Origin of the sequence: Nocardia sp. MH4, assembly GCF_019266065.1 — a bacterium.
In the GTDB taxonomy this organism is placed as follows: Bacteria; Actinomycetota; Actinomycetes; order Mycobacteriales; family Mycobacteriaceae; genus Nocardia; species Nocardia canadensis.
Genome location: NZ_LPNR01000106.1, coordinates 104,675 through 124,971 on the forward strand (window position 1 = coordinate 104,675; position 20,297 = coordinate 124,971).

The following is a 20,297-nucleotide window of genomic DNA, read 5'->3' on the forward strand; positions in this document are numbered from 1 at the left end:
GGTTCGGGTTGGGCCCTGTCATGGAATCCCCAGCACGTCGATGGGACTGCCCAGGGTGGCTTTGCGGCCCCGGGCGAGGGTCAGGGCTTGGTCGAGGTCGACTGCGGCCATGTGGAGCAGTTCGGTCAATCGGTCGGGTTTGCTCGCGCAGACGAAGCCGGCGAGTTCGGCGGCGGGCCGGTTGTCGGCGAGGATCGTCTGGAAGTAGTCGAGGTTCTTCTCGACGGTGAGGCGTACCGCCTGGAGTTCATCGACCTGAGCGACCGACAGGCGCGCGAACCGGGCGTGCACCCGGTATTCGTGGAACGGGCCCGGGATGCACGCGATCGTGTTCGGGTGGCCGCGCCGATGCCGGGCGGCGAGCAGGTCGATGGCGAAAGACCAGTCCTGCCATTTGCGGATCCGAGGGTCGTAGCCGCCCGCGGCGAGGGCATCAGCGCGCCGGTACACGATCGACATCGGCGCGTGGTGCTTGCGGACCAGCAGCTCTTCGCGGCACGGGTATGCCGAGATCGTCAGGCCTTGGAAAGTGCCGAACATCTGCGAGTAGGTGTGGACGAACGCTAGATCGGGCTCGGACTCCAAGAGCCGCACTGCCCGTTCCGGGTAGCTGCCAGTAACGAGGAGCGCGGTGTCGTCCGCCAGTCGGTCGTCGGAATCCAACGGAAGGACATACGGGTATCGGGCAGCATCCAGCCCGGCGTTGCGGGCCGCCTGCGCCCCCTGGTTCTCGCCGAGTCGCACCACGCGAACCTCAGGCAAGGCCGAACAAGCATCGAGGCTGGCCAAGGTGTCCGGGTCGTCACTGCCGTCATCGATGACCACGACCTCACCGCGGAACGACAGCCGTTGTCGGAGTGCGGATTCGACGGCCTCGCGCAAGAAGGTTCCGCTGTTGTAGCAGGGCACGATCACGGTGAGCCCGAGCGTATTTCGGCTCATGAGCGGACCTGGCTGTTGGTGGTGCGGTAGGCGCGGACGGTGATCTTGTTGGCCTCGAAGTAGTTGCCGGGGGAATCGGTGTTGCGTTCGCAGTGCCGACTCAGGCTCATGTGGCAGCTCCATCCGTGGTAGAGCCGTTCGATTGTGGTGCGGAAGGTGTCGGCGGTGTAGGCGGCTTCGTTTTCGATCAGTACCCGGCGGCCCTGCCTGTCGGTGCGCGTGATGTCGGTGAACACTTCGAGAAAGTGACCGGTGCCAACGGGTGCTCGCTGGACGCAGCGGGTCAGGATTTCGCGGACCTGGTCCTGTCGTAGGTAGTGCAGGACGTCCTTGGCTATGACGACTCCGAATCGTTGTCGCACGGGGTAGTTCTCGATGCGTTGCTGGACCAGTTCGATCCGGTCGGCCCAGTCGTCGGGGCCGACCAGGCGGGTGCGCATGATCTCAGTCGGGACCTGGTCGACGGCGACGACGTCGAAACCGGCGCGGGCCAGGGCGACGGTGTAGGTGCCCATGCCGTAGCCGAGGTCGAGCGCGGTTCGCGGTGTGTGCGGATCGAGGGCGTTCAGGAATCCGGCGAACCGGTCGGAGACTGGTGCCGAAAGTCGTTCGGCCGTTGCCGCGTTGCTTGACAGCGCGGCGAGATAGAAGGCGGTGACTTCCTTTTGCGAGCGTTCTGTGCACATAGGTTTGCTCCTAGAATCCGTCGACTTCCACGATCTGGCCGGGTATCCGTAGCGATAGCGCGAGGGCCTCGGTGACGCGCATGGGTAGGTAGTGGTCTTGCAGGCGGCTGCGGGTTTCGGTGCCGCGCAACCAGTTCTGCATCAGGGCGCGGTTGCTGTCGCTGTGGAAGAGTCCGTCGAAGGTCTCGCGGGTGACGTAGTCGTCGTCGGTGAGCAGCGAGGCGTTGGCGCGGGTGAGGATTTCGGCGACCGCGCCGATCTTGTCGGCGTCGGGGCCTCGGGGGACGTCGTAGCAGTGAACGTGGACCGAGTACAGCGTCGAGAGCTGGGCCTCCAGATCGACACTGCTGGTCCGGCCGTTCTTGTTGTACACCCCGTCCGGGAAGGTCGACCAGTTCCGGATCGATGGTGTCGTCTGCTCGAAGGACAGCGTGCCCAGGGTGATTGTGGCGTCAGTGTCGGCATCGACCAGCCGGAACGTCGAGGTGATGTCGGTCTCGCCGAAGCGTCGCGGTTCACGTCGCAGCACAGCGCATTTCGCGTGGCCGCCGAGCAACTTCGTCGCCAGCGACGACACCCTGCTGCCTTGGTCGGCGGGAAACGCCCCGAACGAGCTGATCTGCAACCGCAGCGGCCGGCCAGCGAAGAGCAGCTTGTTGAGCGCGAGGACCTGCACGGCGAGGTCGATGTAGTGGTAGCTGCCGTGCATCAGCATTCCGTACCCGTACCGGTAGGGGTGGTCGTCGCGGGTCACGAACTCGTGCTCGAGATTCCAGACACCACCTGCGGCCCGTAGGTGGAACGAGGTCACCGGCGCCCGCCAGGCGAGCATCCGTTCCCGTAGTGGCGCGATGAGCCGATCGTTGTAGATGCTGTGATAGCGGCTCAACGTCATCACCGAGTGCCGTGACCGCTTGGCCGAGGCGCCAGCGATCAGCTCGGACATGGTTGTCGAGATCTGGGTGGGATCGAATGCGCCCGCGTTCATCGGTGCCAGGACCGGTTTCTCCACCAGCGAGGCGATGCCCTCTTCGACGCAGCGGCGCAGGTAGGGCTCGTGCGAACCGACCTCGGTGGCGATGTAGGCCAACATCGGCAGACCGGGAACCCGCAGGAATCGCAGCGCGGTGAGTGCGGAATCGAGAGCCAGTGCGCGATCGCCTCGATCGGCCTGGACGAAGAACTTCATGCGCGGCTGCGGATCCGCGCCGAGCAGGCGAGCCTCGATCACCTCACGCTCGGATTCGAGGTCAATCAGCGACCAGGAATCGAGATGGCCCTCGTCGATTGCCGTTTTGATCACGGGCATGTACTTGTTGCGGACGATCTCGTCGTATCCGATGACGACCAGCTGGTGGATGCTCATCGAGTCCTCCATTCTCACGCGGCGGTTCTCGATGTCCGTCGCCTGGTAGGTGGGCCACCAACGGCGTCTACCTGCCGGTGGGGCGTTGAAGGGTGTGAAGGTCTAGCTCCCGTGATGGCTTGAACGTCCGATCACCGCGCCGAGGGGCGAATGACAAATCGGAAGGTCTCGCTCGTGGGAGTGGCTGACGCTCCTTCGGCTAGCTCTGACGGTGGCCAACGGCGGCGTAGGCGCTGAGGTCGTACTTCGGTGGGTGAAAGGCCTGATGTGCCAGGTCGCCTATGTCTGGCCGCCAGTGGTGCGGTGAGACCAGGCCGGGCTGCAGTAACTCGTAGCGGTCGAGCATCGCGGTCACCGTTGCGCGGTCGCGCGGCTGATAAGGGAGCCCGTTTCGGACGAGGTTCTCGGCCGATCTACGGACTTCCTCGCTGAAGACGTCGTCGGTGAGGTGGCTGAAGATGATCCAGGTGTTCGCTGGTCAGTTCCGTGAGCACGTCAGTCGCGTTGGGCAGGAGTTCAGCGGTGCCGGACAGACACAACGCGATCGGTTGGCCGAGGTCGAGAAACGCGGTGATTTGGTCGAGAACGGCGGCGGTGTCGGTGATGTCGACCAGGGCGAAGCGGCGGTCCAGGCTGCGTTCGAGCAGGGCGCGGGCGTAGACGGCGACCAACGGATCGTGATCGAGGTAGAGAACGCGCCCGATCTCGCCGCGGTGCCTAGCGGCATCACCCACGTCCGGAGGGCAGCGGCATCCCGCAGCCGAGGTCGACGTACTGGTGCACACCGTGTTCGGTGCTGAGGACATTGACCGCGCGCAGCAGGAACCGTCGTGCCTCGCGCAGCGCGACGACGAACCTCTTGCTCACTGTCGCGGCGACGACACCGTCTATGTCGTAGTTATCCTTGCCGCCGAGCAGCTTGTTGACCACACGGGCGCTGCTGGGCACGTCGTAACGTAGCGCGACGCCATGATCGGCCATGTCGAACAACTCCCGTGATGAGAAGGAGGCTGACGGGCCCGACCCGTCCTGGCCGTGACGAGGGATACGGCCGAGCGGCGGTCGGGCCCGGGCAGCGGGTCAGGTGGTCAGATGCCGGGGCCGACGTGCTCGGCCAGGGCACGGTCGAGCAGGGCGCGGGCGTGCTCGCCGTAGAAGGCCTGGTCAGAGAGCAGGTCGAAGGTGCGCAGCGCGAGGGCGATCTCGTCCGCGCCTGTGGTCTCGACCGATCCGGTCACGGTCTCGATCGCGACTGCGGTTTCGTCGCGGATGACGAAGTTGTCGGCCTGGCCGATGAATTCGGCGTCGAGAGGGATGATGCCGATCTCGACGTTGTCGCGGGTGGTCAGGATGTCGCCGAGCTGGCGGATCTGCGCCGCCATGATCGCGTGGCTGCCGACGGTGCGCCGCAGCGCGGCCTCACCGATCAGCAGGTGGAAGCGGTGCGCGGGGGCGTCGAGCACGGCCTGGCGCTGCATCCGTGCGGTCGCGGTCGCCTCGCTGTCGTCGGGCAGGCCGAGGGCGGCGCTGCACTTGGTCAGGATCGCGCGGGCGTAGTCGAGGGTTTGCACCAGGCCGGGCAGGATCTCGGGGCTGTGGCTGCGCTGGTATTTGGTTTCGGCTTCGATGTCGATCAGGCTGCGCTGCAACGTTTCCAGGCCCGTGTTGTCGGTGGCGTCGTACCAGCTGGAGTAGGACATGATCTAACCTCTATTCTGCTTTTCGGTGGTTCGGTAGGCCGATGGAAGTCCACCGGGGGTGGCTGCTGGGTGTTGGGGTAGAGCCCCCGGAGGTGCCGGGGCAGTGCCCCCCGGGGGCGATTCCCCACCCTCGGGTCGACCGACCAGGTGCCCAGCCAGGGAACGACCCGAGGTCTTCGGGGTGGTCAGGCGCGGGCGATGGAGCTGATGCGGGTCGTCCCGTCGAGGTTGCGGGTGGTGATGATCTGCCGCGGTGCGAATGGCTCGCGGTCGGGGTGGTATTCGGTGACAGTGACCGCCCACAGGTCGGCGTCGCCGAGGCTGACCAAGGGGGAGATCGTGACGCAGTGGTGGGTGCCAGCCGGTGTCGCGTCGATCCCGGCCTGCAACCGGTCACCAGAGCGGAGCAGGGCGTCGCCGGTGAGGAACCGGCGTGCCTGCCCGGGGGAGCGTTGTACGTAGTAGGCGTAGTTGAAGCCCAGGATCGCGCCAGGGCCGGTTTCGGTGTTACTCGGCCCGAAGCCGGTCACCGCACCCGATGGCGAGGTGATCTCGGCACAGGTGAAGGTGGGCGAGCCCGCGGTGCTCTCGGGCGCAGAGACGATCGCGATCGTGGTCAGGGCTGCGAGGGCGCCGAGTACCGTCGCAGCGATCCAGCGGCGGTTGTGTGAGCGAGGCGTGGCAGTAGTGTCGAATTTGGCATACATGGGGATGGGGATTCCTTGGCTCGGGCGGGTTGTCGGGTGTGGCCCCGGAGTCGCCGGGAAACAACTCCGGGGCCGCGGGGCCACGACCGGGTGAGATGTCTCGGGGTATCTCGCCGGGTCACGTGCGGAGGCCATTCGGATGGTCGGGGCCATGACGACCGGCGTCAGGGCTGGAGGTAGAGGCGTTCGTTGGGCAGCCGGGGCAACCCGGTGCACCGGCCGGGATACACGGCCACCGTTCCGGGCCGGTGAACAGCTGCGTCGCAGACGAACACCAGCGCGGCGGTGATGCAGGCGGCGAATTCCATTCGGACGCTGGACATCAGGACGGAGAGTCGGACGTCGGGTTCGTCGGGGCGCGGTGACCGTCTGCTGTCGGGCTTCATTGCCGAGCTGTCCTGGCTAGGAGTGCTCGGGCGCATTCGATCACGACTTCGCCGGAGGGGCGGAACGTGCCGGTCGCCGGGGATATCCAGGTGCGGATCATCGACGAGTCTGGGATGGGGGAGGGCAGGGCGATGTCGCCGTCGCGGATGACGATCACTCGGGCGTGCCACAGCTGGGAGACGACTGCGGGGTCGGCGATGGGCCGGATGTCGGCGCGTACGAGGAATGTCCACATGCCTGCGCGGGGGTGTCCGATGATCGATAGCGGAGCGACGCCGCGCAGATCGAGGCTGTTCTTGACCTGCTGTGCCAATGCGGTCGGCATCATCACCGCCCCGACCAGAGACCCGGCCTTCATCGTGATCCGCCCGCTCTGTGGGTCAACCACGGTCGGGAGCGAGCACATGCGTCGGTAGAACTGGGACCGGCTGTGGGGAGACTCGGTGAACGGCTGCACCGGCGCGGTGGTTGGCGTCATCGCAATTCCCCGGACGGCTCGGTCGCCCTGGTCACCCATCCGGCGACCGTCATCGCGTCGAGCTGCCGGACCATTGTCGACGGCGAGCGGTCGAAGGCACGAGGAGGCTCGGGGTCGGCGAGGGCGCCGGCTGACTCGCCAACCTCGGCCTGCCTCACCGCGGGCTCGAGTGAGTTCGGCTCGTTGCTGCCGTTCATGCGCGACCTCCCTGATGCGTTTCTGATGTAGAGGGAGCCGGATCGGCGGTGGTGGCCATGGTCTCCCTCGGAAACGGATTCCTGGTGAAAATCGTGGCCCGTCAGCGGTATCGGGAGGAACCGCACAGTGTTGGCACAGTGTTGGCGTAGCGTAGGTATTTCCCAGTTCAGCAGCGGGAATGAGGGGACCGCATGATACGAGGGCGGGCATGGACCGGCTTCGAGGCCGCCGTGTTGCAAGAGGCGATGAGACAGCCGATCCGGCAGTTCGCCACGATGCTCGGCGTCGAAACCACCACGATCAGCAACTGGAAGTCGGGGCTGAGCGCGGTCAGGCTCCGCACGCACACCCAAGCGATCCTGGACACCGCCTACGCCCAACGCGCGACCTCGGAAGACCGTGAACGGTTCGAGCAGATCGTGGCCGAAGGCGAAGCCGCCTGGCGTGCGCGCCACGCGAAAGGCGCGCGGCACAACAACGCGGGCTCGAACAACGACGACGCGTCGAGCACCGACCGGGGCGCACCGCGACCCGAGCCAGCCTCGGCCAAGACCAACTCCCCGCTGGCCGAGGGCGACGACTTCTCTGCGCTGGTACCTGATGTCGAAACTGCATTCTGGATGTCAGGTGAGGGTGCCGATACGGGGCCACTGCGCTCGATGTCCACTCTCCTCGCCGCAACCCGGGCGGTGACGAGACTCAACATGGCCGGCGAGTACACCACCCTCGCTCTGCTGGTCGGGCCGTTGATCACAGACCTCTACCGGCACACCCGCGAAGGCACAGCTGACGACCAACGAGTCGCCTGGGACCTATTGACGCAGGTCGCGTTCGACACCTCCGTCGTGATGCGTGCCAGCGGACACCTCTCGGTCGCCTGGAGCGCCGCGCGCGCCGCCGAAGACGCCGCCCGCAGTATCGACAGCGGACCGGGAGCTGCTGCTGCGGCGTTCGTCAGCAGTCAGGTCCTGCTCGCGCGACCGGCCTCGGCGAAGGCCGCCCTGCATCGCGCGGAACATGCAGCGGCGGTTGTCGGTGCGCGTGCACGCTCGGCCAACGAGGTGCAGACGGTGGGGATGCTGCACCTACAGGCGTCGTTGGCGACCACCGCAATCGGCGGTGATCCTCGCGATCATCTGGAACACGCCGCCGAGTATGCAGGACGCCTCGACGGCCCCATCACAGCCGACGCTTCGACCATCGTCGCCAACCCCACATTCGGCTCGTCGAACGTCGGGCTGTGGAAGATGTCCATCGCTATGGAAGCCGGGGAACCTGAGGTCGTGCTCGACCTGGCGAAGAAGCTCCAGCCGCATACTCTGCCGACACCGGGAAGGACGGCCCAGTACTGGGTCGAAATCGGACGCGCAGCGGCCTCACGTCGCGCCGACGAAGCGGCGCTGGAAGCCTTCCTTCGAGCGGAAAGTATTGCGCCGGAACAGTTCCGAAACACCGACGCGGTACAAGACACCCTTACCCGGTTGCTGCAGGAAGCCAGGCGTGGCCTCACCGCGGGCAAGCTGGGCGAGCTCGCCCACCGTGTAGGCGTAGTGGTGGTGTAGCGCGGGACGTGGTCTGGGTTGGCTGCCATGATGGGCTCATGACTGAGCGTACTAGGGTGCTGTATGCCATCGTGACCGGCGCGTCACCTGCTGACACGGTCGGCGAGCTGGTCGAACTCGCCCAAGCCGTGGGCTGGGACGTGTGCGTCGTCGCCTCACCGAACGGTGCCCGATTTCTCGATATCGAAGCGTTGGAAACGCAGACGGCTCACCCGGTGCGCTGGGAATTCAAGCAGCCGGGCACCGATGACCTCCTGCCCCCGGCCGACGCGATCATCGCAGCACCGCTGACCACTAACTCGATGGCGAAATGGGCAGCCGGTATTGGTGACACTCTGCCGCTCGCCTTGCTGGTCGAAGCTGTCGGCGGCGGAATGCCGGTGGTCGCCATCCCCCACGCCAAACAGGAACAAATGAACTTCCCAGCCGTACGCGAGGCACAGGCACGCCTGACGGAGTGGGGCGTGCGGTTCGTTCGCATTACCGAGGACAGTGACACCGGACGTCTTCCCTGGACGCAGGCGCTGAACGCGCTGCGTGAATCGTTCGCGGCTACCGTCTATCGGAATCGGTGAACGAGCAGAGGCACCGGTAGGTCTTGCCCGAGTACAGCGGAGGCGGTGCCCACTCTCTAGACAGAGTATCCGCCGCCAACTGGGCCTGAGACAGACGATTACACGCATTCCGGCGTGGGCGGTGCTGACGGTGCAAGCCAAGCCCGACGACCTTTAAGAGCGGTCCCCCAGCGGAATTCGCTCCACTGCATCCCACTCGTACATGTTGTTCCGTACCGTGAGTGAAACTAGCGTGGCGGCGGATACCTCGATTTCAGCCACGCCATGATTCGCGCTTGCGGCTATAGCGCCAGCGGCATCAGCCATATCTTCGTATTTTGGATAGGCGATTGTTATGTGGGGGCTCGAATTGGTTTCCCTTATGCAGGCGTAGGGAAAAGTGGACAGGGTTGCTTTCCTGAGTGTATCTCGTAGTTCGAGGATTGGCGTTGGCGGGTTTACGATGAAGCAAACAGCGCCGCGAATATTGTTAAGGCAAGTGATCGGAATAGTGAAAGGCATTAGATCCCGGCAGGCTTGCCGGGATGCGTCCACGACCAGATCGAGTGATTCTTGGGTGATTTTGTGTGGCCGTGCGATTCTGTCCAGTGTGAGGTGTAGTCCGTCAATGGGTGTGGCTGCGAATTGGTCCGGATTAACTGACTGTTGACACTCCTTCACTATGGCGTGAAACTCGATGCAGTTTTGAAAGGTTAGGAACCAGTAGTGCCCAAGTGGTCCATTTTCCAGCGGGCGGGGAGCCGGGTTTTCCGGGTGGCCCTTCACGAATCGTCCTCCTTGCTAGTCAGTGCATCTCGGACGCTCCGAAGTTGTGCGGTGTCGCCCCACCTGCGGGCGACATCGTGTAAAAACTCAGATGCTCGGCGATGAACCTGAGTCATGGGCTTTCCTTGGGTCGTCGTCTCAAGAGCATCGTGCATGATCGCCACAGCGGTGTCTAGATCTCCGCTCTCGGCTATGACGTGGGACCGTGCGATGTCAATCATTACCAGTGACCGGCCCCATGGCGAGTTTGTATCGTTCATGTCTGTCAATGCGATTTCGGCGTACCGTTCAACCTCTTCCGGTATTCCGAGCGATAGATACGAGGTTGCAGCGTTGCCTGCTAACTGAGCGGTGCTGTAACTGCCAAGCGAGATACTAGATGGCACTCCAGGCGGCGCCTCACCCTTTGAAGCCAGCTCATGCGCCAGGTCGACAGCGCGTTCTACGCCCTCCGTATCGCCGAGCTTGCCCATCGCCCGCGCGACACCGTTGATGGCCAACCGGACACTTTGGGGGCCTCCCCCGGCGTGTAAGAGCCCATTCTGCGCAAAATCGCGTGCCTGCTCGTACCGTCCCGCGTAATACTCGCAAAAGCTCTGTAGGCCCCGGGCCCACGCGGTGAGGTTGGAACTTTCCGCGTTTTCGCCGAGATGGAACGCTTCGAGGCAGTAGGCGCGCGCCAGGGGGTAGTTTCCGGTGCCGACCGATATGTAACCCAGCAAGCCCGAGGTTTCACTTGCGATCTCGAACAATTCGCCCCGTTGCTTTGGGTGACCGCATTCATCGATGAGCTCATCGAGCCACACTCGCTGTTCCTTAAGCGAATGGACGAGTCCAGCGGGATCGACAGTCTCGTATCGGGCGATAGTATCCAGAGTATTTACTTGCAGTTGTTCAATGATGTCTGGGTTGACCGAGCGGCTGTGTTTGTGGACTCGCCTCAGCACGGCCAAGAGTTCGGAACTGCTTTCAGGACTGTCTCGGACCTGTCCCTCATCGCTCAAAAAGGGGGCATCAGAGGGTACGCCGGGTTTGGTCGCGTTAGGCGGATGTCGCTGCCGCCAGACTGCTTCACCTTCCGCGACTATCTGCTCGAACCGTGCTCTATCTTCGCCGGTTGCATGTTGTGCGAAGGTGGTGTCCAGGATCGCCTGCGTTGAAGAGCGAGGTTTGACCGCGCTCAACCGCGACCTCCAGTTATCGATGGTCGTGGTCTCGACACCGAGCATGGATGAGAATTCTCGTACCGACTTTCGCATTGCTTCCTGGAGCGCGGCAGCCTCGAAACCCGTCCACGCCCGCCCTCTTATCATCGCCGCCCCTACTCCAGTGTTGACTCGGGAAACACACGGTGCTGGCTCCAAGGTACCCGAAAGTCGTGGGTTGATCCCGGTAGCTCCGGAATATCAGACGTTCACGCTCGGTCCCAACGCCGGTGTCGATAGAGCTGTCTCAGACTGGTCGAGGATGGTCATTGCACAGCGGCGGTCGGTCCCCTGGCTGGACTGACCGCAGCTGTCCAACGGTGCCCCGCAGCACGGCTACGTCAGGATGCGATGGCGTGTGTGTTGTAGAGGCCGTGGACGGACAGGATCTCGAAACATGCTCCGTACTGGTCGATTTCGATGTTCAGTTGGATCGGGTGCTCGTTGCCGGGTGGGTGGAGCCGGAGTGGGATCGCGCGGTGCCAGTTGTAGCTGACCTGCAGGGGTGTGGCGTCCCATGCTTGCCGGAACCCGGGGTTGTCGCGCAGCGTCCGGAACAGTGCTTGTGCTCGGGATGAGTCGCGGTAGCGGCCGAGCGCGGCTCGGAGGTTGCGGATGTTGTCGGGCAGGTGTTCGTGCCAGTCCTCGATGAGGTCGCGGGCGGTGGGTGAGAACATCCACCGCACGATGTTGTGGTCGGCGTCATCGAGGCCGGGCATGATCCGATAGAGGACCTTGTTGCCGTGCAGGACGTTCTGGAGTGGGTCGAGGTAGGCGCCCATGACCTCGCAGCGGTCGAGGTAGTCGAGGTGGTGGTGGACGCCGTCGTGGGTGAGGTACTGGCGCAGGCCGGTGATCGGCGGTAGCTCGGTGGCGGGGTGCAGCAGGTCTTGCAGGTGTCGCTGTTGGTCGGGGGTGAGGTCGTCGAAGAAGGCGAACAGACCCTTCTGCACCTTGGGTCCTGGGTTGGTGCGGGTCTGAAGGATCTGGTTGAGGCGGGACATGCCGAATCCTGCTTTGTTGGCGGTGGATTCGCGGGATAGCTGGCGCTTGTGACGCAGGAATTCCAGGCTGTCGTGGAAGTCGGGCATCCCGGATAGCACATAGGACATGTCAGTGGTCCCGCTTCTGCGGCGGGATGAGGACGATGTCGACGGCGAGCGCAGCACACGGTGCCGGTGGCTGTCGGTCTGGACCTGTTCCGAGATGGCGGGTGTGCTGGGGATTGCCGGTCATGGTCGGGCTCCTTCGTTCGGATGTCTCCGCCCGGGACTTCCGGGGGAGTGGTCGTGGGGCGGTGGAAAGGTCAGGTGCTGCTCGGCTGCTCGCACGGGTCGGGGTAGACGAAGCAGAACCGCAGGTCGCGAGGGCCTTCTGCGCCGACACCGAGGTGGATGCGGATGGTGCGTTGCTCGCCGGTGTCGGGCTCACGTACCTGCAGAGGCTGCACGGTCTTGTGGCCGTAGGCGACCTCGATGCTGTCGGTCCATCGCTGCCGGAAAGTGGTTGCCGCACTGAGCGTCTCGTGCAGCGCTCGTGCGCGGGGGCTGTGGCGGTAGATGCCGAACTTCGCGCGCAGAGACGCGACCATGTAGGTGGCGGCGGTGTCCCAGTGGACGAGGAGGGGCTCGGCGGTGAGTGTGCGCCTGCCGGGGTGGAAGAACCACTGGCTGAGGTTGTCGTCGTAGTCGGGCAGCTCGGGCAGCTCGGTGCGGAAACGCTCGTTGGCGTAGACCACGTTCCACAAGGGGTCGAGATACGCACCGACCAAACCTCGCTCATCGAGGCGGCGCAACGTCGTGCGGTGCTCGCAGGCGACGGGGCGGGCTCGTAGCTCCTCGATCGAGGGCAGCGGTAGCGGTGGGTCGGCGAGTTCGCGGGTGTAGCGGGCTTGGGACTCGTTCATGCCGAACCCGGTGATGAACTGCTCGCGCACTGTGGGCGAGGCCGGGCGTTCGCCGCGTTCGATCTTCTTGATCAGATTCTCGCTGACCTGGAGTCGGCCGGCGGCCTCGGCCCGGGTCAGGCCCCGGGCCTCGCGGACTTGTCGGACCCATCGGCGCAGGTCGGGTAGCTCGGATGTGGTGCGGCGGGTGATGCCTCGCCGCGGTCGTCGGGTCGGGCGGGTCCTCCGGTTCATGTGTCAAGCCCCTCCTATTTGAGTCTTCCGTTGCCCCTCCACCACGCGATAGGTTGAAGGGTTAACTCCCCCGAGTTGATTAACTTCTACCAGAAAGGGAACAGCCCGGCCACCGATCATTCACTGTGACCTGGCTGACAATTAGCTACGGACCTCCGTGCGGGGCGCGCGGAGTATTCTGGGCACCCTTTCTCCGGTGCGGGACACCCGCCGGAAAAATTCTTTGCTGACACTTTTTGTACCTGTTTCGCTGATCATTGCAGGCCACCGTGTGTGTGCGTGGTGGGACAGAAAATGGTACTGATTTTTGTCCCCGTCAAAAGGGTGGCGCACCAGCAGGTTTCGAGGTTGTGATGGTGGAGTACCGCACCTCCTCCGAAAGGAAACCTCGTGGATTCGTACTCGATCGTCTCGTTCCTCAACATCGGCGCGTCACTGTTGTCGAACGTGCTGGCCATCGCGTCGCAGGTCGCCGCGCTGGCGCTGCCCTACCTGTGAGGTAACCCTTCCCAGCTGTAATTTTCTATAGCTGGTTCTCGGGTCTCCCGGCTGCGATCCGCAGCCGGGAGGACTCGGAAATGTACTGCATTATGCACTGAAACTCTGCGCCATTCCTCTCGTTCTATTTCCCGACCCCGGAAAGGGGTGATTTGTCATGCCCAAAACACGACGTGTCTCCTCGGCCGCCGAGCCGATCGAACTGGCCGCCTGCCCGCAGGCGAGTGGCTCCCGTCTGCCCTATGGCGGGCGGATGCTGTGGGGTGGCCGCCTGGTCGCTGCCAGCGCGGTGCCGGTGCTGATGATCCTGGCCGCGACGAACGCGAGCGCGATGGCACCGCTGGCCCCGATCGCCGACCAGCCCGGCGTCACCGCCCCGGCACAACCCGGCACGGTGGCTCCCGCTGTGCCCCCGGCCCCGGCAGAACCGGAACCGCCGGTGTATGTGGAACAGCCGCCCGAGGTCCGCAACGGGCCGAGTCCGCGTCCGGAGCCCTCGCCCGAGCCCGCCCCGCCGGTGTATCTGATGGAGTTGCACTCACCGGAACCGGTCGAGCCGGTCGCCCCGATCCAACCGCCGGAGAACACGATCCGGATCGGCCAAGCACAGTTCGCAGAACCGGAGTGGCTGCCCCCCGAGTTCGGCGACACGATCAACAACGTCTCGGCCGACCTCGAAGCCCAAGCGGCCACCTTCCTCGACAGCGTCGGCCTCCCGGCCGGGCGCTCGGATCGCGTCGCCGGTGCCACAGTCGCCGGGGCAGGAGCGGGAGGCGCGCTCGGTGGCGCGCTCGCCGGTGCCCCGGTCGCCGCTATCGGCGCGGTTGTGGGCGGGCTCGCGGGAGGAACGATCGGCGGTATCGCCGGGGCCGCGATCGGCACCGTGATCGCGGTGCCGGTGATCGGCACCGTCACCTCCGGCGTGGCCGGTACCGCACTGGGTGCGGCGGCCGGGGCCGCAGCCGGGGCGGCCGTGGCAGGTGCCCCTGCAGCCGCCCTGGGCGCGCTGGTCGGCGGCACGGTCGGCGCGGGCTTCGGCGCGGGAGTGGGGGTCGGGCAGCCATGACCGGCCTACGCCTGCTCACCACCACAACCGTCGCCGCCGCCACCTTCACCGCCGCCCTCGCCACCACGAACCCGGGCCCGGCGACAGCGCAGCCCGAGGTCGCCGGCCAGAGCTGCCCAGCTCTGTGGATCCTCGGAGTCCAGGGCACATCCGAGTCCTCACCGGGCGCTTCCGAGACCGCCGACTCCGGGATGCTGGGTCACCTACTCGGCCCGGTCGCCGCTACCGACCCGAGCCTGGTCGCGCGTTCCTACATCAGCTATCCGGCCTCGTTCGGCGGCGCACCGGGAACCGGCGGCGGCACCGCCCCGTACTCGGCCTCGGCCAGCGCGGGACTAAATACTCTCCTGGCCGAGTCCGAGCACGTCACCGCGATCTGCCCCGGGACCTCCCAGGCGATCGTCGGCTACTCCCAAGGCGCGCAAGTCGCGTCGGGATTCGCGCAGATGGTCGGGGCCGGGGAAGGCCCCGTGGCACCAGAGCGAGTCGCCGCGGTGATCCTGTACTCCGACCCCGACCGTGCCTCGGGCTCGCCGGTGATCGCGGGCCGTCCCAGGCAGACGAGCCCGGACCCGGCTCCGGGCACCAGCGGGGCTGCGGTGTCGCGGGTGAACCTGAACACCGCCGTCGCCTCGGGCGGCGGGATCGCCACCACCGCCGGGGTCGACTACGGGGCGCTGACCGGCCGGGTCGCCGACATCTGCGTCGAGGGCGATCTCAGCTGCGCGGCACCGGATCGCGCCGCACTGCTGCGGTTCGCCGCCCAGCTCGCCGCCCAGGCCGACCTGCGCGACCCGATCGCCGCTATCGGCTCCATCCAGAACCTGCTCTCGGGCGCGCTCGGTGACGCCTGGACCGCAGTGGTGCTCAACGACTTCAAGACCGGGCCCGGCACGGTCGCCTATGCACCCGCGGCGAGTCTGGCGCAGCGGCTCACCGACGCCGCCGACTCGCGGACGCCAGCCCCCGGGCCCGCCGAGACCGCTGCGGCGACGGCGCGCTGGGGTGAGATCAGCGCCACCGTCGCCAGCAATCCGCTGACCACGCTCCCGCCGCTCGCGGCCGGACTGTCGGCTGCATGGGGCCAGCTCGTGGCCGACAACGCCGACCTGGTCAATCCTGCGGTCCTGATCCGCTACGCCGATATCCCCGCCCGTCACACCGGTTACGCCGCGAACGGGTCCATCGCCAGCGGGGCCGCATGGCTGACCGCCGCTGCCCACGACCTCGCCGGAGGAACCCGATGACCATCACCGACTTCTACACCACCCCCGTCCTTCCCGAAGGGGTCCGCCCGGGTGACATCGTGCGCGCCAGACCCGTATTCGCGCCGCAGCTGACGGGCGCGGCCGAGGCCTGGCAGCTCGTCTACGTCTCCACCGATTCCCGATCCCAGCCGATGGCCGCCTCGGCCATCGTGCTCCTCCCCGAAACCGTCCCCGAGCCAGGCACCGGGGCAATCCTGCTCTACACCATGCCGTTTCGCGGCCTCGGCGGGCACTGCGCACCCTCGCAACTGCTGGCCACCGGCGCCGAGTACGACCTCGCCGGCATCGACGCCGCGCTCGCGCGAGGCTGGGTCGTGGCCATCCCCGACGGGCAAGGACTCGGTGCGGGCACCGGCCCGCACACCTTCCTCGCCGCCCGCGCCGCAGGAGCCAAACCCGTCCTCGACCTCGCCCGCGCCGTCTACCGCGCGAGCGATCTGGACCTGCCGGTCGCGCCGGTGGTCGCATGGGGATATGCCGACGGTGGCCGGGTCGCGGCAGTGGCGGGGGAGCTGCAGCCGTGGTACGCGCCCGAGATCGACCTGCGCGGTGTGGCTGCCGGAGCAGTCTTCTCCGACCTCGCGGTCTTGGCCTCGCTGATCGGCCGAGGCACTCGCGGCGGTCTGGCGGGGTTGGCGTTCGCCGGGTTGATCGGGTTGTCCCATGCCTATAACCAGCTCCCGCTGCGCCATGTCCTCAACGAAGCGGGTCTCGTCGCTGCCGCCGAGGCTCGCCACCTCACCGTCGCCGAACTCGTGCAGCGCTTTCCCGAGCCGCTGGCGCACTGGTGCCGGGAGCCCGATCCGTGGAACGACCACTGGTGGCGGCGGGTCCTGGCCCTGGAATCGCTGGCGCACGTGAAATCCGATGTGCCGCTGCACCTCTACCACGGCGAGCTCGACCTGGTCGTGCCGGTGCGTGCCGGACGCAGGGCGATGATCGCCTACCGCCAGCGCGGCACGACGGTGGACTGGCGTGAATACGATAGCGACCACCGCTCCACTGCGCACTGGGCGATCTCCGATGTCCTGGCCCGGCTCACCACCGACATCGCCAACGGCCCCGTGTCCCAGTTGATCCCGGCACCGCCCGAGGACGAAGTGCGGTCCAGCGCGTGAGCCGCCCCTGAACCCCTCCGGGGAAACCCTGCCCGCACCCCACGTCCCCCATCTTCCCCCGCGCGGGGTGCGGGCGGGGCCCCGGAGACACATCTATCCGAGGCGAGGCGAGCTGAATGGCGAGGTACCCCGATAACCCAGACGATGACGACGACGCCGAAACCTGGGTCGACCTCCCCGCTCCTGCTGGCCTGCGCCTCGTGGCCGACACCGGCACAGTGCCCACTGTTGACGAGGACGAGCCGTTGTTGGGCGAGTGCTGGGCCTACCCGCCACGCGACACTCCCAACGCTGCCGAGAGCGGCGGGTTTTCCGGCGGGTGGGGCGGCCTTGGGCACCGGTTGCCGGTCGGGGCCTGGGCCGCCCTGGCGGCCCTGATCGCAGTCCTTGCCGCTGTGCTGGTGGTCTCCGCCGACAAGGGCGGCGATACCGGCCAGCAGGCAACGGTCACCACCGCAGCCCCGCCCAGCTCCACCACCACTGCGCAGGGCCCGTGCACCGGGCTCACGGGCACCGTGGTCACCGACCGCGCCGGTGATCGCGCCACCCTGGAAGGGGTGATCGCCTCCTTCGAGGCCGCCTACTACATCGACCGAAACGCCGCGAAAGCGATGCTGTTGCTGGCACCCGAGACCGGGATCACCGTCGAGGGACTCGCCGCGGGCATCGCCACCATCCCGCCCGGCACCCGCCACTGTGTCGCGATCACCCCGATTGCCCCGACCACCGCCACGGTGCACATCGTGGAACTGCACCCGGACCGGACACGAACCGATTACCTCCAGCTGATCAACACCCGCCCCGCCACCGATCCCGGTGGCGCGCTGGTGATCTCCAACTTCCAGAAACAGGGATAAGAGGCGGATAACGATGATGAGGCCGGGCTCGCAGGCGCCGTATCTGATCGCTGTGGCCGGACTGAGCCCGCGCGCCGGAACCACCACGACCACCGTCGCGCTGGCACACGCCTGGCCCGGCCCCGAGCCCGCCCTCATCGTGGAAGCCGACCCCGCAGGCGGCCAACTCGCCGACATGGCCGATCTGGACCCGCATCTCGGGTTGGCGAGCCTGGCCCGGCGAAGCGTCACCGGCCAGCCCTTCAGCGCGAACTCGCTCGCCCAGCATGTGCAGTATTTGCCCGGCGGGGAGGCGTTGCTGGCCGCGCCGCCAAGCCACGACCCTGCTCGCTCGGTCCCGGCCGCTGAACTGCTCACCGGGCCCCACGCGAGCTGGCGTGGGTTCGGGGCCACGGTGTTCGCCGATTGCGGTGTCCCCGACCCGGACTCGCCGCCGCATCCGGTCATCGCTGCCGCCGACGGCAGCCTGTTTGTCGTGCGTGCCGACCACATCGACCCGCAGGATGCCGCCCAGCGCATCCTCGACCTCACCCGTCGACGCCGCCTGCGCGGGATCGTGGTCATCGGCGGCAGCAACGCCTACCTCGCCGCGATCGGGTTCCCGGTCGTGGGCACCCTGCCCGCCTCACGCGCCGGTGCCCGAGCGGTGCTGACCGGCCGCCGGCCACGACGGCACCTGATCACCCCGGCCCGCTCCATCACCACCGCCGTCGACATCCAGCTCCGCCACGACGGCCGCCACGACCTCCTCGCCCACCCGCACACCACCCGAGCTGTCGGACAGTCCCGCCCGAGACACCGCGACAAGGACGGGCCGAGGATCTACAACATCGACGCCACGCCGATACTCGCCTCGCGCACCCGCGAGGCCGAGCCCGTGACCACCGAGCTTCTCCCACCGCTACCAGCGACTGCCCCAGTACTCGCGGCCGAGGCCGAGGATGCCGGCCACACCCGCGAGCACGACCTCGCCGCGGCACCCGAGTCCAGCATCAGCCCGCAGGCCCAGGCCGAAAGCGCCGACATCACACCAGTTTCCGAACCCGCAGGAGATGAGCCAGCGTTGACGGTACGGGTTTTCGGGCCGACACGGCTCTTCTGGCGCGATCCCGACACCAGGGCCAGCGTCGAGATCACCATGCAATTGCAGCCCCGCATCCGCGAACTCGTCGCCGTCCTGGCCCTGCACCCAGACGGGCTCTCGCGCCAGCAGCTGATCGAGCTGCTGTGGAGCACACGCCCCCGCGACAAGGGCGGCAGCGCACTCGCCAACACCCTGAGCCGCCTGCGCGCCGCGATCACCACCGCCACCGGCGGGCAGATCACCGACATCCTCGCCGAGGACCGCCTCCAATTCCGGCTCTCACCCCAGCTGGTCGGCGTCGACTACTGGGACTTCAACACAGCAGTGGCCGCGCGCCGCCGCGCACGCAGCGACACCGGACAAACCGCCGCCGCCCGACAGATCGCCGCCCTGGCCACCAGCGAGCTGGCCAGCGACCTCACCGACACCTGGGTCGAAGCCCTGCGCGAATCAGCACGCCGCACCTCGCTCAACGCGTTGAGCTGGCTGGCCACCCGGAACACCGACGACGACCCCCGCGCCACCCTGGGAATACTCGAAACAACCGTCGAGAACGACCCCTACAACGAATCAGTCTGGCGAGACCTCCTGCGCCTACACGCCCGCCTCGGCGAAAACGCCGCACTCACCCGCACCTACACCCTCCTCACCAGAAAACTCGCCGAAATCGGCCAGACGCCGAGCCGCGAGACACGAGAACTACTCGACCGACTCCGTCATGCCGAGAAACAATAACGAACCATCGGGGATTTCTCTGATCGTCAATTATTGTTTATCCTACAGGTGCGGGTAGCCTGTCCGCGCCGAGAACTGCAACACTAATAGCATTCAAAAATGCGGTAATCGTCAGCGCTTTATGGTTGACGATTACCTTCTGTTCAATTCTGGAATTGTCGACCGCGTGGGTGGCTCGTTGGATATCGATCCGGGGAGTATTCGATGGCCAGGTTCGTTGAACTGATCCGTGGGAGAATCAAGCCAACCCTCCCCGCCGCCGCGTATCCGCAGGTGATGGTCGGTTTATCCGCGCGGATATCAACGTGGATTGTCTATACACAAAGCTGTATAGACATGCTCATGCGGTGTCTCGCGGTCCGCTCCCTGTGTCCTCCCGTGTGTTGTTACCTGTCTGTCTCCCGTTCCATGCTTCTCCTTTCTCGTTCTATTCCTCCTTGTCTGTTATTCTTCCTGACTTTTGCTGTTCGAGTTGCGGGTGGGCTGGCGAGTGCGTGTGTACGCCGCGTTCGAGAATTGCCTAGTCGGACTCGCGGTTGTCCGGAAAAATTCCGAAAAATTGAGGCGTTTTCGGGGTTGTGAGTCTGTTCGAGGTCGAGCTAGCGTCGACCACGTTCCCGGAATTCGCCGGGAAATTCGCATAAATCCGAATGGCGGCCACGCCGCACGTATGCCGAAAACGGCCACGAATTCGGAACCGGAATTGCAGGAGTCGCAATGCCCACCACACCCGCCCCCGCCGCTACCGCTGCACCGGCCGCCGGTCGCCTGCCCAACGGTGAACTCCGCCGCATGGTGGCCGCCGCGCTGGCCGCCGACCCCGTCCGCGAACAGTCGCCCCGCGAAATCGCCACCGGGCTCGGCCGGTCTTCTGGCGCGGTCGGCAACGCCCTCGAGGCGCTGACCGCCGCCGGGCACGCCGAACGCACCTCGGCCGCCCCCCGCCGCTACCGCGCCACC

Annotated in this window: 21 protein-coding genes and 1 pseudogene; 8 read left to right on the forward strand and 14 right to left on the reverse strand. The window is 66.2% G+C overall.

Features of this window, described 5'->3' with window-relative positions:
- Window positions 1-18: 18 nt before the first annotated feature.
- The 10 genes from ATM97_RS18895 to ATM97_RS18940 all read right to left on the reverse strand — a co-directional run bounded on the left by ATM97_RS18895 (window position 19) and on the right by ATM97_RS18940 (window position 6,305).
- On the reverse strand, window positions 19-942 hold the full coding sequence (locus ATM97_RS18895; RefSeq protein ID WP_218719358.1) for a glycosyltransferase family A protein: 924 nt from the start codon (window positions 940-942) through the stop codon (window positions 19-21).
- A complete protein-coding gene (locus tag ATM97_RS18900) occupies window positions 939-1,628 on the reverse strand; it encodes a bifunctional 2-polyprenyl-6-hydroxyphenol methylase/3-demethylubiquinol 3-O-methyltransferase UbiG (RefSeq protein ID WP_218719359.1) in 690 nt (229 codons plus the stop codon). Before ATM97_RS18900 ends, ATM97_RS18895 begins: the two co-directional genes overlap by 4 nt.
- Window positions 1,629-1,638: 10 nt before the next feature.
- Window positions 1,639-2,994, reverse strand: a complete 1,356-nt coding sequence (locus tag ATM97_RS18905; RefSeq protein ID WP_218719360.1) for a hypothetical protein — start codon at window positions 2,992-2,994, stop codon at window positions 1,639-1,641.
- Between the two features lie 199 nt (window positions 2,995-3,193).
- Entirely contained in the window at window positions 3,194-3,457 is a 264-nt protein-coding gene (locus ATM97_RS35045; protein WP_218719385.1) for an SAM-dependent methyltransferase, read from the reverse strand.
- A complete protein-coding gene (locus ATM97_RS18915; protein ID WP_255588019.1) occupies window positions 3,408-3,800 on the reverse strand; it encodes an SAM-dependent methyltransferase in 393 nt (130 codons plus the stop codon). Before ATM97_RS18915 ends, ATM97_RS35045 begins: the two co-directional genes overlap by 50 nt.
- Window positions 3,721-3,975, reverse strand: a complete 255-nt coding sequence (locus ATM97_RS18920; protein WP_218719362.1) for an SAM-dependent methyltransferase — start codon at window positions 3,973-3,975, stop codon at window positions 3,721-3,723. Before ATM97_RS18920 ends, ATM97_RS18915 begins: the two co-directional genes overlap by 80 nt.
- Before the next feature lie 107 nt (window positions 3,976-4,082).
- The gene (locus ATM97_RS18925) at window positions 4,083-4,694 is read right to left on the reverse strand and encodes a DUF5753 domain-containing protein (protein WP_218719363.1); all 612 of its coding nucleotides are present in this window, start codon (window positions 4,692-4,694) and stop codon (window positions 4,083-4,085) included.
- A 185-nt stretch (window positions 4,695-4,879) separates the two neighbouring features.
- Complete coding sequence (locus ATM97_RS18930; protein ID WP_218719364.1) at window positions 4,880-5,401, reverse strand: hypothetical protein; 522 nt, start codon at window positions 5,399-5,401, stop codon at window positions 4,880-4,882.
- 164 nt (window positions 5,402-5,565) lie between these two features.
- A complete protein-coding gene (locus tag ATM97_RS18935) occupies window positions 5,566-5,724 on the reverse strand; it encodes a hypothetical protein (RefSeq protein ID WP_218719365.1) in 159 nt (52 codons plus the stop codon).
- A 59-nt stretch (window positions 5,725-5,783) separates the two neighbouring features.
- Window positions 5,784-6,305: a DNA-directed RNA polymerase subunit beta gene (locus ATM97_RS18940; protein WP_218719366.1), complete on the reverse strand. Its 522-nt coding sequence runs from the start codon at window positions 6,303-6,305 to the stop codon at window positions 5,784-5,786.
- Between the two features lie 404 nt (window positions 6,306-6,709).
- Between ATM97_RS18940 and ATM97_RS18945 the strand changes: the two genes are divergently transcribed.
- Window positions 6,710-8,026: a hypothetical protein gene (locus ATM97_RS18945; RefSeq protein ID WP_218719367.1), complete on the forward strand. Its 1,317-nt coding sequence runs from the start codon at window positions 6,710-6,712 to the stop codon at window positions 8,024-8,026.
- A 38-nt stretch (window positions 8,027-8,064) separates the two neighbouring features.
- Window positions 8,065-8,601, forward strand: a complete 537-nt coding sequence (locus tag ATM97_RS18950) for a flavoprotein (protein WP_218719368.1) — start codon at window positions 8,065-8,067, stop codon at window positions 8,599-8,601.
- A gap of 153 nt (window positions 8,602-8,754) precedes the next feature.
- Here the strand turns inward: ATM97_RS18950 and ATM97_RS35050 are convergent, their stop codons facing one another.
- The 4 genes from ATM97_RS35050 to ATM97_RS18965 form a co-directional block, all read right to left on the reverse strand.
- Complete coding sequence (locus ATM97_RS35050) at window positions 8,755-9,366, reverse strand: 2'-5' RNA ligase family protein (RefSeq protein ID WP_374104880.1); 612 nt, start codon at window positions 9,364-9,366, stop codon at window positions 8,755-8,757.
- Window positions 9,363-10,595, reverse strand: a complete 1,233-nt coding sequence (locus tag ATM97_RS18955; protein ID WP_218719369.1) for a hypothetical protein — start codon at window positions 10,593-10,595, stop codon at window positions 9,363-9,365. The genes ATM97_RS35050 and ATM97_RS18955 overlap by 4 nt, the downstream gene beginning before the upstream one ends.
- 317 nt (window positions 10,596-10,912) lie before the next feature.
- Entirely contained in the window at window positions 10,913-11,683 is a 771-nt protein-coding gene (locus ATM97_RS18960) for a hypothetical protein (protein WP_218719370.1), read from the reverse strand.
- Between the two features lie 194 nt (window positions 11,684-11,877).
- The gene (locus ATM97_RS18965; RefSeq protein WP_218719371.1) at window positions 11,878-12,711 is read right to left on the reverse strand and encodes a helix-turn-helix domain-containing protein; all 834 of its coding nucleotides are present in this window, start codon (window positions 12,709-12,711) and stop codon (window positions 11,878-11,880) included.
- Window positions 12,712-13,366: 655 nt separating this feature from the next.
- Between ATM97_RS18965 and ATM97_RS18970 the strand changes: the two genes are divergently transcribed.
- From ATM97_RS18970 to ATM97_RS18995, 6 genes and pseudogenes are all read left to right on the forward strand, one after another.
- A complete protein-coding gene (locus tag ATM97_RS18970) occupies window positions 13,367-14,275 on the forward strand; it encodes a hypothetical protein (RefSeq protein ID WP_218719372.1) in 909 nt (302 codons plus the stop codon).
- Window positions 14,272-15,522: a cutinase family protein gene (locus ATM97_RS18975; RefSeq protein WP_218719373.1), complete on the forward strand. Its 1,251-nt coding sequence runs from the start codon at window positions 14,272-14,274 to the stop codon at window positions 15,520-15,522. The genes ATM97_RS18970 and ATM97_RS18975 overlap by 4 nt, the downstream gene beginning before the upstream one ends.
- Entirely contained in the window at window positions 15,519-16,661 is a 1,143-nt protein-coding gene (locus ATM97_RS18980; protein WP_218719374.1) for a lipase family protein, read from the forward strand. Before ATM97_RS18975 ends, ATM97_RS18980 begins: the two co-directional genes overlap by 4 nt.
- 218 nt (window positions 16,662-16,879) lie before the next feature.
- Window positions 16,880-17,518: a hypothetical protein gene (locus ATM97_RS18985; RefSeq protein ID WP_218719375.1), complete on the forward strand. Its 639-nt coding sequence runs from the start codon at window positions 16,880-16,882 to the stop codon at window positions 17,516-17,518.
- A gap of 13 nt (window positions 17,519-17,531) precedes the next feature.
- On the forward strand, window positions 17,532-19,337 hold the full coding sequence (locus ATM97_RS18990; protein ID WP_218719376.1) for a BTAD domain-containing putative transcriptional regulator: 1,806 nt from the start codon (window positions 17,532-17,534) through the stop codon (window positions 19,335-19,337).
- Between the two features lie 717 nt (window positions 19,338-20,054).
- Window positions 20,055-20,297: pseudogene (locus ATM97_RS18995) on the forward strand (AAA family ATPase); the annotation flags it as partial.